The 13,504-nt window shown below is 72.8% G+C and carries 6 protein-coding genes; 4 read left to right on the top strand and 2 right to left on the bottom strand.

The annotated features are described in order from the left end of the window. Positions 1–280: 280 nt before the first annotated feature. Positions 281–1,105, bottom strand: coding sequence for a hypothetical protein (locus ACZ4SA_RS28820; RefSeq protein ID WP_468280301.1), 825 nt, complete (start codon positions 1,103–1,105; stop codon positions 281–283). Between the two features lie 435 nt (positions 1,106–1,540). After that, positions 1,541–1,924: an ATP-binding protein gene (locus ACZ4SA_RS28815; RefSeq protein WP_468280298.1), complete on the bottom strand. Its 384-nt coding sequence runs from the start codon at positions 1,922–1,924 to the stop codon at positions 1,541–1,543. 413 nt (positions 1,925–2,337) lie between these two features. Here ACZ4SA_RS28815 and ACZ4SA_RS28810 point away from each other — a divergent pair, with 413 nt between their 5' ends. The 4 genes from ACZ4SA_RS28810 (at position 2,338) to ACZ4SA_RS28795 (ending at position 13,481) form a co-directional block, all read left to right on the top strand. Then, positions 2,338–3,687, top strand: coding sequence for a hypothetical protein (locus ACZ4SA_RS28810; RefSeq protein ID WP_468280296.1), 1,350 nt, complete (start codon positions 2,338–2,340; stop codon positions 3,685–3,687). An 11-nt stretch (positions 3,688–3,698) separates the two neighbouring features. Continuing rightward, positions 3,699–4,247 carry a GNAT family N-acetyltransferase gene (locus ACZ4SA_RS28805; protein WP_468280293.1) on the top strand — a complete coding sequence of 183 codons (549 nt, stop codon included), beginning with the start codon at positions 3,699–3,701 and terminating at the stop codon, positions 4,245–4,247. Between the two features lie 595 nt (positions 4,248–4,842). Beyond that, entirely contained in the window at positions 4,843–5,562 is a 720-nt protein-coding gene (locus ACZ4SA_RS28800; RefSeq protein ID WP_468280290.1) for a response regulator transcription factor, read from the top strand. 122 nt (positions 5,563–5,684) lie between these two features. Beyond that, positions 5,685–13,481: an amino acid adenylation domain-containing protein gene (locus ACZ4SA_RS28795; protein WP_468280287.1), complete on the top strand. Its 7,797-nt coding sequence runs from the start codon at positions 5,685–5,687 to the stop codon at positions 13,479–13,481. Positions 13,482–13,504 lie beyond the last annotated feature (23 nt).

Here is a 13,504-nt window from a genome sequence, read left to right as displayed (position 1 = left end):
CGGGGGCAGCGTCGAAGTGGTGCGCGTTGAGTGCGAATGTGACTCCGCCTCCGAGGTCCCGCTGGGTCTGGGTGGGAACGGTCGGCAAGCCGAGGTCAGTGCTCACGGTTTCCTCCGGTGTGAGGTAGCGGTCAGGGGTCGTACTGACATGTGGGGGTGTGGGGGCCTGCGGCTCGAGGGCTGGAGTGCCCGGCTCCGGCACGGCGCGACTGTCCTGCCGGGGATCGCGCGCCGTTCTGGATGCCGGAGCCGGGAGAATAGGGGGCATGGCGTCGGGGGTTTAGGCGCGCGATAGCCACACGAGAAAGCCCGCGTCGTCGTCGAGTTCTGGGCAGGCCGGCCGCTCGGCCTGGCGGACCCGGTATCCGGCGTCCTGCAGTCTCTGCCGTACGTGGGCGATGCCGGCGTGCCAGTGCTCATGGGCTCCGCCCGGGACGGTGCCGAAGGGCAGGCGCCGGAACGGTGGGGCGGGCGTCCACAGCACTCGTACGCACATTTCCGCGTGCGGCGGCCAGAGCACCGCGTCGGTGCTCTGTACGACGGCCGATCCCAGGGCGCGGTCGGCGGGTTTGAGCGCGGCCTCGACCAGGCGGGCCGGGTCGCGCTCGGGGCAGCGGTAGTCAGGCTGGTCGAAGTTGGGGCGTGCAGGCGCTGCCCCGTCCCATGCCTGGAGCGGTGGCCACGCGTCGATCGTTCCGGGTGCCTGGCACCATACGAGAATCTCCTCGTCCGCGTGGAGGCGAGGAGCGCGCGGCGGGCCGGTGACCGCGGCCCGGTAGCCGAGAGAGATGAGGCCCAGCATGATCGCCCGTGTGCGGTTCTTCCAGTGCGCTTCGGCGCCTTCCGGCACGCGCCCCGTACCGGGATCGCGCCGGAACCGCTGGTCCGGGTGCCAGCGGACGACGACACACAGCTCCGCCCCTGGCGGCCATGCCTCCTCCGGGACAGATACGGCCTGGCACCAGCCCAGCCCCTTGGGCAGTGTGCGGTAGGCGATGCCGTTCCGCGTGGTGTACGTCGGGGCCAGGCCGAGCTGCTCGAGGTGGCGCTCCACCCGGGCGACCCACGCCTGGCGGGCGTCGCGGCTGATCGCGGGTACGGTCACTGTGCGCCTGCCGTGCGGCCGTCGGGACTCTGCACGGCCAGGTACCGGCCCGTCATGATGACTTGGGTGACCGCGGGCGGAGAGCACAGTGCCCCGGCCGGGTCCACGGGTACCGACCAGTAGGCGTAGGTGCGTACGGGCGTCGTCCGGGGGCTCGGGCTGGCCGCGGTCCCGCAGTTCCACGGCCCGTGCGACCGCCAGCTGATGGCCGTGGGCGCGCCGAACGGCGGGGCAGGACATCGGCGAGAGCAAGGCGCAGTCGGACGGTGAGCTCCGCGGTGCGGGTGGCGTCGAGGTCCGCGTGCGGCGCGAGCACGTCCTCAAGGTCCTCGTACACGGACTCGTCGACGAGCGAGCCCCGCAGCGCGGTCAGGACACGCTCCAGGGTCGCGGTCCCCGTGTCGCAGGAGCGCGGCAGGGCAAAGGCCAGGGAGCTCATGCCGGCACCGGCCCCGGAGTCATCAGGGCGCGCACCGTCTTGCCGTCGGTGCCTGCGTGGATGAACCACGCCAGACCGGCACCGAGCCGAGCAGCTTGCCACAGGCCATGGCCTGTCGTGTGGCCGGCGACGGCCGCGGCGAAGGCCGGGAACTCAGGCAGCGGGTCGGACACATCGATGAGCAGTTCATCGGCTTCGGTGACCGTGAGCCGTAGCGCGATGGCGGGGCCGTGGTGGCACGGCCCGGGGTTCGCGTGCACGACGGCGTTGGCAGTGAGCTCACTCGCCACCGCGACCGCAACCTCGATGTTGCCCTGCCAGTGGTGCATGGTCAGCTGGGTGCGCGTATGTAACCGGGCGAGGCGGGAAGCTGTGGGCACGGCCTCGAGCTCCCGAGACCACTCGTACGTCACGGCCACGGCAGCGTGCGTGCTGTGAGGCGTCGCCGGCGTACCGAAAGAGCCGCCGCCGGACGATGGATGGCCCGCCGGGTTCCATGCCCCGTCGTGAGGGACATGCAAGCGAGCGGTCTCAAGGTTCACGGTGCTCCTTGACTACGAGGATGATCCGTTCCAGCACTCTCTGCGAGGGCCACTACGAGCGTGTCGATGACTGGGGAACGGAACTACCCCCGGCCCTTCCTCGGATTGGAGCCTCGCGTTGACGCGGAACCTCGCCGTTTCCTCGGAATGACCTCGGTACCTGTAAGTACGGTGGTTTCGGGGCAAGTTGCCAATGCCAGCGCTCTACCGTCCATAACAGTGACGTGCTGATGCGCGGGAGAAGGAGACCCATGCGAACGCTGCTCCGGTACCTGCTCGACCAGCAGGAACTACGCGACCACGAGGCATTCCTGCCGCACTTCAAGCGCGCGGCTCAAGAACTGGCCGAGTTCGAGGAGAACCCTTCCCTTCTGAAACTTCTGCCGGCGAAGGCCACGTTCGAGGCCTGGTACTACGGAACCCGCCAGCCACAGCGGGAGTCCCGCCGGGTGCTGATCCGCTTGTTCGGGTTCAGCATCGACCAGCTGTGGAGCGAAATACCTCCCGGTACGGTCCCTGACCTCACTCCCCTGATCGCCACGTCACCGACCCAAGGCCAGGCCGCTTCCGGCGTGGCTCTGCACGAGATGAGAAGGACGGGCGCAATGGCCGCACGGCGAGCAATGGACTTCGCCCTGGGAGCGGAACGCAACCAGGTGGGCGATGAAACTCTGGGCTTCCTCAGCGACGAGGTGGCACGCATCGTCGAGGCGTACCCCCGTACGCCTCTGTCGGCGATCTGGGGCGACCTCGTCAACGCTCAAGAGGATGCCTTCCGGCTCCTCGAAGGCGGCCGCACACGCCCGTCCCAACTTCGGGACCTCAACTTCATGGCGACCGTGCTCTCCTTTCTGATGGCCAAGGGATCACACGACATGGGAGAGACGAGGCTTGCTCTCCAGCAAGCCCGTGTCGCGGCCTTCTGCGCGAAGGAAGCCGAGCACACCGGCCTCATGGCCCTGGTCGAAGGTCTCAGGTCCCTCATCTCCTACTGGGCCGGTAAGCCGGAAGACGCCGTGCATTTCGCCCGCCAAGGCGCCCATCACACGACCCGCCTGCGCGGAACCGTGACTGTGTGGCTCCTCGGCCTCGAGGCCCGAGCGGCAGCCGTCCTCGGCGATATGGAAGCTGTCCAGGCTGCCAACGAACGCGCTGAGAATCTGCGCGAACGCGTCGTCGAGGACGACCTCGACACACTCGGCGGGCTGTTCCACTACCCGGAAGCCAAGCAGCTCTACTACACGGTCGAGTCCCAGGCGCTCCTCGGCCGTGGCACTCAGCAGCTCGTTGGCCAAGCCGAGGAAGCCGTCCGCGCTTTCAGCGACCCGACGCAACCCCACTGGGCATTCGGCGACCAGGCCGGCACCCACTGCAACCTTGCACTCGTACGACTGCATTCAGAAGACGTCGACGGCGCGGCCGCGGCCATCCGGCCCGTTCTCAACCTCGCGCCCGATCTTCGCAACAACGGCATTGTGCGCTCAGCGGAGCGAGTCCGAGACGCCCTCAACCACGACCCCGTGCGCACCGCCTCCATGGCCGGCGACCTGCGGACAGAGATCGCCATGTACGAGCGGTCCCGCCCAGCCCTGCCCCGGTAAAGTCCCGCCGCATGTACCCGATCAGCCGTTGCAGCCCGCGCCTCCAGCTCCGTGAACTCACTCTCGATGACGTGGAGCCCCTCCTGGCCATCTACGGCAGCGATGAGGCGACAGAGCACCTATCGTTTGCACCGCGGACACGCGAGCAGGTTGGCCAGATCGTCGCCCGGTCCATGACCTCGGCCACCGCGACTCCCCGCACCGAGTACGCCCTTGCGGTCATCGACAGGGACACCACCGAGCTGATCGGGTTCGGCCGCATGGCCTCAGACCCTCACCAACCGCGTGGTGCCACCTTCGGCTTCGCCCTACGCCCTGACACCTGGGGCGTAGGGCTCGGGCTCGGGACCGTGCGCCTGCTACTCGCACTCGGATTTGAAGACCTCGGGCTTCACAGGATCTGGGGAGCCCGTGCACCTCTCAACGAGGCTTCCGCCAGAACAATGACCTCGGCCGGGATGACCGAAGAAGGAACCATCCGGCAGCACATCTACAAGGCCGGTCAGTGGCGCGACTCAGTGGTCCATTCCATCGTCGAAGACGAATGGCAAGGTGACTGATCAGGGTTCGGTCACAGGCCAGGGCGCCTCAGAATCGCGAGGAGCACCCCCGGGACCTGGCCAAAAACAGCCCCGTGAGGCAGTATCGCGATACCCCCACAGAACGATTCAAGGGGGCCTGATGAGCCACGTATCGCCTCACACCACCACCCGTGCAACGGTCGTACGGACCGGGGACACGACAACGCTCGTGGCGCTGCCGGACTGGTTCTGCGGCCAAGTGCCCGTACCGTTCCTGTTGACTTCGGAGGGTCTGCGATGGCGCAGACACAGAGCCCGCAGAGCTACAGGCTGACGGAATACGACGAACCGTCGGGTGTCCGGAGGATGCACTGCGTGCCTGTCGGTCGGCGTGCGCAAGGCCAATGCCCGCTCCTGGGCGGACTTCAGCGAAGCCACGTTTTGGTCGTACGGGTGCAGCAGCAGCCCGGTTGACCGTGACGTCGACAGCCCGCCGTCCCCCGCCCCCCCACGACCCCGCTCCGGAACAGCTCAGCGCACCCTCGAAGCCGGCTGGAGAAGCCCGGGCCGTCCGCCGGCCGGCGGATAGCGTGACCGGGCTTGGTGACCACAAGTGCGGGAGAGGGGGCAGGCCATGACGACGGACGTGGGAACCGGTTTCGGCCGGACGGCGCCTGCGCACGGCGGGGCCTCCGTGCTGCGCATGCTGCCCGGCGGGGCCTTTGAGGCCGGCGGGGTGCGGCTGTTCCTCGTCGGCGCCGACCCGCTCGCCCGGGCCGGCATCCGCTCCCTGCTGGACGGGCAGGGCGGCATCAGCGTCATAGGGGAGGACGAGCCGGGCCCCCGGGCCCTGGCCGCGCTGCGGACCCACGCGCCCGACGTGCTCCTCGTCCACGGACTGCGCGAGGAAGACGAGGCCGACGCCCTGCTCGGCCACATCGATCCCGGCATACGGGTGTTGACCGTCGGCGGCGCCGAACCCGGCGCGCGCCCCGCGGCCGTCCTGCACGGCCATCTGCCGGTGACCACCACCTCGCAGCAACTGGCCGCCGCCGTCTCGCTGGCCGCCGCCGGCTACTCGCTCACCCGCGGCCCGCTGCCCGCGCCCGCCGAAGCACCCGCGCGGCCCCGCACCGCGCCCACCGTCTCCGACGTGCCGCCGCAGCAGCTCACCGGCCGCGAGTGCGAGATCCTCGACCTCGTGGCCCGCGGACTGTCCAACACCGAGATCGCCCAGTCGCTGACGCTGTCCGAACACACCGTCAAGACCCATGTGCAGAACCTGCTGAACAAGCTGCGGCTGCGCAACCGGGTGCATGTGGCCATCTACGCCTTCGAGACGGGCCTGCGCTGACACGACCGGCCCCGCGGGCCCCGCCGCACATCAGGAGCGGGTCAGCGCCCCGTCAACCCCGGGCGCGAGGCTGAGCGGGATTGCGCCGCCCAGCCGCGGACGGCCCGGACCTTGGGGGAAGAGTGCCCGTTCCCGACGACGCGCGCCTGCCACTGACGGCAGCCCAGCTCGGCATCTGGTTCGCGCAGGCCCGGGACCCGCGCAGTCCCGTCTACAACACCGGCGAGTACGTCGAACTCACCGGCGACGTCGATGCCGACCGCCTCGAGGCGGCACTGCGCGAGACCGTCGCCGGCACCGACGCGCTGCGGCTGCGCTTCCACACCGACGCCGGCGGGAACGTCACCCAGAGCATCGCCGACCACGTCCCCTTCCCCCTGCACCGGATCGACGTCAGCGGCGCCGACGACCCCGCGGCCGCCGCCGACGCCTGGATGCGGGACGTCATCGGCCGCCCCCTCGACGTCACCGGCGGCGCGCCGCTGTTCACCCAGGCGCTGATCACCCTCGCCCCCGGCCGCCACCGCTGGTTCCAGCACGTGCACCACCTGCTGCTCGACGGCTACGCCTTCCGGCTCGTCGCCGAGCGCGTCGCCCGCGCCTACCGCGGCGACACGCCCGGCACCGACACCGGCACCGGCATACGGGAACTGGTCGAGGCGGAAGCCGCCTGGCGCACCTGTGACGCCTACGCCGCCGACCGCGCCCACTGGCTCGCCGCCCCCCGCACCGCCCCCGTCACCCTCGGCGGCACGACGGCCCCCGCCGCGCCGCACGCGCTGCGCCGGACCGCGTTCGCCGGGCGCGAGGTGCTGGACGGCCTCGACGCCGTCGCCCGCGCCGCCGACACCGGCCGGCAGGTCGCGCTGCCGGCCGTCGTCGCCGCGTACGTCCAGTGGCTGACGGGGGAGCGGGGCATCACCCTCGGCCTGCCGGTCACCGCACGCCGCACCTCGGCCGCCCGCCGCGCGCCGGGCACCGTGGCCAACGTCCCGCCGCTGCACGTCGAAGCCCGCCCCGCCGCCTCGCTCGCCGACCTGGTCGCCGCCGTGCGCGACGCGATGCAGCCGCTGCTGCGCCACCAGCGCTACCCGTACGAGGAGGTGCGCCGCGAGCTCGGCGCCGTCGGCGAACGCGCGTACGGGCCCGTCGTCAACGTCATGCCCTACCCGCGCGGCCTGGACTTCGGCGGGCCCGCGGCGTCCGTGCATCCGGTGTCGACCGGGCCCGTGGAGGACCTGAAGTTCTCCGTGTACGAGGAGCCGGACGGCGCCGGCGCGCGCATCGACCTCGAGGCCAACCCGGCGGTGTACGGCGAGGCGGAGACCGACGCGCATCTGGCGCGCTTCAGCCGCTTCCTGCGCGCCTTCGCCACGAGCGGCCCCGACACGCCCCTCGCCCGCGTGCACGCCGCCGACACCACCGAGGCGGCCGAGACAGCAGCCGGCACCACCCCGGCCACCCCGGCGGCCGGGACGCCCGCCCCCGCGCTGCACACCCTCTTCGCCGCCCGCGCCGCCGCCACCCCCGGCGCGCTCGCCGTCAGCCACGACGGCGAACACCTCACCTACGCCGAGCTCGACGCCCGCGCCAACCGCCTCGCCCACCGGCTGATCGAGCAGGGCGCCGGGCCCGAGCGGCTCGTCGCGCTCACCCTGCCCCGCTCCCTCGACCTGGTCGTCGCGCTCCTCGCGGTCCTCAAGTCCGGTGCCTCCTACCTGCCGCTGGACCCCGACTACCCGGCCGACCGCCTCGCCTGGATGATCGAGGACGCCGGGCCCGTCCTCGTCCTGGACGGCGAGACGATGGCGCAGGACCTCGCCGGCTACCCGGACACCGACCCGCTCGTGGCCGTCGACGGCGCCCACCCCGCCTACGTCATCTACACCTCCGGCTCCACCGGCCGCCCCAAGGGCGTGGTGATCCCGCACACCAACGTGGTGCGGCTGTTCGACGCCACCGCCCACTGGTTCGGCTTCGGCGCCGACGACGTGTGGACCCTCTTCCACTCCTACGCCTTCGACTTCTCCGTGTGGGAGATCTTCGGCGCGCTGCTGCACGGCGGCCGGCTCGTCGTCGTCCCGTACCACGTCAGCCGTTCGCCCGGTGATTTCCTGGACCTGCTGGCCCGCGAGAAGGTCACCGTCCTCAACCAGACGCCGACCGCCTTCCACCAGCTCGACGCAGCCGACCACGGCCGCCCCCAGCCGCCCGAACTGGCCCTGCGCCACATCGTGTTCGGCGGCGAGGCCCTCGACCCCGCCCGCCTGGCCGACTGGTACGCCCGCCGCGGCACCGCCGCCCGCCTCGTCAACATGTACGGCATCACCGAGACCACCGTGCACGTCACGCACGCCGCCCTCGGCCCCCGGCACGCCGTCCCCGGCGCCCGCTCCCTGCTCGGCGGCACCATCCCCGACCTGGCCCCCCGCGTCCTGGACGCGGCGCTGCGCCCGGTGCCGGCCGGTTTCACCGGCGAGCTGTACGTCGCCGGGGCGGGCCTGGCCCGCGGCTACCTGGGCCGGCCCGCGCTGACCGCCGGACGGTTCGTCGCCGACCCCTACGGCCCGCCCGGCACCCGCATGTACCGCACCGGCGACCTGGTGCGCCGCCTCGACGACGGCACGTTCGCCTACCTGGGACGCGGCGACGACCAGGTCAAGATCCGCGGCTTCCGTATCGAGCTCGGCGAGATCGAGAGCGTGCTCGCCACCCACCCCGGCATCGCCCAGGCCGCCGTCGTCGTCCGCGAGGAGCGGCCCGGCGACCGCCGTCTCGCCGCCTACGCCGTCCCCGCCGACGGCGCCGCGCCCGACCCGGACGGCTGGCGGCACCTGCTGGCCGGGCAACTGCCCGCGCACTGCGTGCCCGCCTCCTTCACGCCGCTCGACGCGCTGCCGCTGACCGCCAACGGCAAACTCGACCGCACCGCCCTGCCCGCCCCGCACACGCCTGCGCCCGCCGACGGGCCGGCCCCGGCCGCGCCCGCCGACGCCCGCGAAGAGGCCCTGCGCCGTATCTTCGCCGACACCCTCGGCACCGGACCCGTCGGCGCCGACAGCGACTTCTTCACCCTCGGCGGCCACTCCCTGCTCGCCGGGCGCCTCATCGCCGCCGTCCGCGACACCCTCGGCGCCGAGATCACCATCCAGGACCTCTTCGAGGCACCCACCCCCGCCGGGCTCGCCGCCCGGCTGCCCGCCGCCGGCACCGGCCGCCCGCCACTGAGGCGGCTCGCGCACGGCGAAGGCCCGCGCCCCACCTCCTACGCCCAGCACCGCATGTGGGTGCTGCGCGAGGTCGAGGGCGCCGCACCCACCTACAACATGCCGCTGGCGCTGCGGCTGTCGGGAACCTTGAACCGCACCGCCCTGCGCGCCGCCCTGTACGACGTGGTCACCCGGCACGAGAGCCTGCGCACCGTCTACCCGCGCGGCGAGCACGGCGTCACCCCCCGGCTGCTGCCGCCCGAGCAGGCCCGCCCTTGGGTCATCGAGACGCGCATCGACGAGGACCGGCTCCCGGCCGCCCTGACCGCGGCCGCCCGCGAACCGTTCAATCTCGACTGCCAGCTGCCGCTGCGCGCCCACCTGTTCACCCTGCCCGACGGCGACAACGTCCTGCTGCTGCTGATGCACCACGTCGCCGGCGACGGCTGGTCGCTACGGCCACTGCTCGGCGACCTGTCCACCGCCTACACCGCCCGGCTCGCCCAGAAGGCCCCCGACTTCCCCCCGCTGCCCGTCACCTACGCCGACTTCGCCGTGTGGCAGCGTGAACTCCTCGGCGACGCCGACGACCCCACCAGCCTGGCCGGACGGCAGCTGGCGCACTGGGAGAACGCCCTGGCCGGCCTGCCCGACCAGCTGGAACTGCCCGCCGACCGGCCCCGCCCGCCGGTCGCCGAGCACCGCGGCGGCTCCGTCCCGCTGAAGATCGCCCCCGAGCTCCACGCCCGCCTCGACCGCTTCGCCCGCGCCCACGGCGCCACCTGCCACATGGTGCTGCAGGCCGCCCTCGCCGCCCTGCTCACCCGCCTGGGCGCGGGCACCGACGTCCCCATCGGCTGCCCCACCGCCTCCCGCCCCGACAGTGCGCTCGACGACCTGGTGGGCTTCTTCGTCAACCCGGTCGTGCTGCGCGCCGACACCTCCGGCGACCCGACGTTCACCGAACTCCTCGCCCGGATACGCGCCACGGCGCTGGCCGCCTACGCCCACCAGGACGTGCCCTTCGACCGGGTCGTCGAGCGGCTGCAGCCGAAGCGGTCGGCCGCCCGCCACCCGCTGTTCCAAGTGGTGCTGTCCTACCAGGACTTCGAGGCCCGCCCCCAGCTCAAGGGCCTCCACGTGCGGCGCGAGGACGTCGACTTCGGCGTCGCCAAGTTCGACCTCACCTTCAACCTCGTCGAACACCGCGGCAGCGGCGAGGAGTTCGCTGGCATCGACGGCGACCTCGAATACGACACCGCCCTGTACGAGCGGGCCACCGCAAAGGCGCTGACCGGCCGGCTGCTGCGGCTCCTCGACGCCGCCGTCACCGCACCCGAGACGCCCGTCGGCGCGCACGACCTGCTCGACGCCACCGAACGCGGCCTGCTCGCCGCCTGCAACGACACCGCCCGTCCCGTCCCCGCCCAAGGCCTCGCCGAACTCTTCACCGCCCAGGCCCTGCGCACCCCCGGCGCGATCGCCGTCACCGGCGACGACGGCACCGAACTGACCTACGCCGAACTGGACCTGCGCTCCGGCCGGCTTGCCGCACGGCTCGCCGCGGCGGGCATCGGCCGTGAATCGGCCGTCGCCGTCCTCCAGCAGCGCTCCACCGACCTGGTGGTGTCCCTGCTCGCCGTCCTCAAGGCCGGCGGCTTCTACGTGCCGCTCAACACCCGCTACCCGGCCTCCCGCATGCGGCTGATCACCGCGGACGTCGCCGCCCGTGTCCTGCTCACCGACCGGGCCACCGACGCCGCCCACGACTGCGCCTCCTGGGCGGGCGAGGCCCAGGTGTTCGTCGTCGACGACCTGCCCGAGGCGGGCGTACCGCTGCCCGTGCTGCCGGCGCACCCGCACCAGCTCGCCTACGTGATGTACACCTCCGGCTCCACCGGCACCCCCAAGGGCGTCGCCATCACCCACGGCGACGTCGCCGCGCTGGCCGCAGACGCCTGCTGGCGCACCGGCAACCAGGAACGGGTCCTGCTGCACTCCCCGTACTCCTTCGACACCTCCCAGTACGAACTGTGGGTGCCGCTGCTGTCCGGCAGAACCGTTGTCGTCGCCCCGCCCGGCGACCTGGACACCCGCGCCCTGGCGCGGGCGATCGTCGACGGAGCGGTCACCGGCATGTGGCTCACCTCCGGCCTGTTCAACCTCCTCGCCGAACAGAGCCCCGACTGCTTCACCGGTGTGCGGGAGGTGTGGACCGGCGGCGACGTCGTCTCCCCGGCCGCCGTCGCCCGCGTCCTGGCCGCCTCCCCGGCCACCCTGGTCGTCGACGGCTACGGGCCCACCGAGACCACCACCTTCGCCACCCACCACTTCATGCGCTCCCCGTGGCAGCAGGAGACCACCGTCCCCATCGGCACCCCCCTGGACAACACCACCTGCCACGTCCTGGACGACCGGCTGCGGCCCGTGCCGCCCGGCGTCACCGGCGAGCTGTACATCGGCGGCTGTGGACTCGCCCGCGGCTACCTGGGCCGCCCCGACGCCACCGCGGAACGCTTCGTCGCCGACCCGCACGCCCCCGGCGCCCGCATGTACCGCACCGGCGACCTGGTGCGCCGCCGGCAGGACGGTGTCCTGGAGTTCCTCGGCCGCGCCGACCACCAGGTCAAGGTGCGCGGCTTCCGCATCGAACTCGGCGAGATCGAGGCCGTCCTCACCGCCCACCCGCGCGTCGCGCAGAGCGCCGTCCTGGTCCGCGAGGACCGGCCCGGCGACAAACGGCTCGTCGCCTACGTCGTGCCGGCGCCCGGCGCCACCGCCGACGCCGCCCGGCTGCGCGGCCACGTCGCCGCCGCGCTGCCCGACTACATGGTGCCCGCCGCATGCGTCGCCCTCGACGCGCTGCCGCTGACCGGCAACGGCAAGCTCGACCGGCAGGCCCTGCCGGCCCCCGACTACGGGGCCGCCGACAGCGCCGGCCGCGCCCCGCGCACCCCGCGCGAAGAGCTCCTGGCGGTCCTGTTCGCCGAAGTCCTCGGCACCGAACGCGTCTTCATCGACGACAGCTTCTTCGACCGCGGCGGCGACAGCATCATGGTCATCCAGCTCGTCGGCAAGGCCCGCCGGGCCGGGCTGGTGCTGAACGCCGCGCAGATCTTCGAGCACAAGACGGTCGCCCAGCTCGCAGGCGTCGCCGCCTCGCTCACCGAGGACGACGGCCCGCAGGCGTCCGTCGCCGCCGACGCGAGTGGCGAGGTGCCGCTCACCCCGATCATGCACTGGCTGCGCGAACGCGGCGGCCCCGTCGACGCGTTCAGCCAGTCGATGACCGTCGCCGTCCCACCGCACCTGGACGAGCAGCGGCTCGTGGCCGCGGTGCAGACGCTGCTCGACCACCACGACGTGCTGCGGGCCCGCTTCTTCGCACCCCAGGGCGAGGGCCCGTGGACGATGCGGATCGAGCCGCCCGGCAGCGTACGGGCCGGTGACTGGGTACGCCGCGTGGATGCGGCCGGCCTCGACGACCCCGCCCTCGCCGCCCTGACCCGGCAGCAGGCCGCCCTCGCGCGCGAGCGCCTCGCCCCCTTCGCCGGCCTGGGCGGCCAGGCCGTCTGGCTCGACGCGGGAACAGGCCGCCCCGGCCGGCTCCTGCTGACCCTGCACCACCTGGTCGTCGACGGCGTCTCCTGGCGCATCCTGCTCCCGGACCTGAAAACGGCCTGGGAGGCGACCGCGCCCGGCGCCGACGGCACCACCCTGCTGCCCGTCACCACCTCCTTCCGCGCCTGGGCCCAGCACCTCGCCCGGGAAGCCCGGCGGCCCGAACGCGCCGCCGAACTCGCCCTGTGGACCGGGATGCTGGCAGGCGGCTGCGCACCAATCACCGCCCAGCCCCTCGACCCGCACCTCGACACCGCCGCGACCGCCCGCAGCCTCGACCTCACCCTCGACCACGAGACCACGGCCGCGCTGCTGACCACCGTGACCGCCGCGTTCAACGGGCGCGTCGACGACATCCTGCTCACCGCGTTCGCGCTCGCCGTCGCCGACTGGCGCCGCCGCCGCGGCCTCGGCGACAGCGACACCGTCCTGATCGACCTCGAAGGACACGGCCGCGAACCCGGCACGAGCGGCGCCGAACTCTCCCGCACCGTCGGCTGGTTCACCAGCATGTACCCGGTGCGCCTGGCGCCCGGAACGCTCGACCGGGACGAGGCGCTGGCAGGCGGCCCCGCCGCCGGGACCGCCGTCAAACGGATCAAGGAACAGCTGCGCCAGATCCCCGACGGCGGCATCGGCCACGGCCTGCTGCGCCACCTGGACGCCCGTACCGGCCGCAGCCTCGCCGCGCTCGCCCCGCACGGCACCCCCGCCATCGGCTTCAACTACCTGGGCCGGTTCGCCTCCGAGGGCGCCGACGGCCTGTGGGCCGCCGCGCCCGACGCCGAAGCGATCGGAGACGGCACCGACCCCGCTCTGCCGCTCGCGCACGCCGTCGAGGTCAACGCCCTCACCCGCGACGAGCCCGCCGGGCCCCGCCTGCAGGCCACCTGGACCTGGGCGGGCCGCCTGTTCGACGAGCCCGCCGTGCGCGACCTCGGCGACACCTGGTTCCGGGCCCTGACCGCCCTCGTCACCCATGCGATGCGCCCCGACGCGGGCGGCATCACCCCCTCCGACCTGTCCCTGGTCTCCCTCAGCCAGGCCCAGATCGACCAGCTCGAAGCCGCGTGGAAGGTGTCCCCATGACCCAGAACGGCCTCGCCGACGTC

The sequence above is a fragment of the Streptomyces sp. NPDC027962 genome, from assembly GCF_055566095.1.
This window is presented reverse-complemented; position numbering and strand designations above follow the sequence as displayed.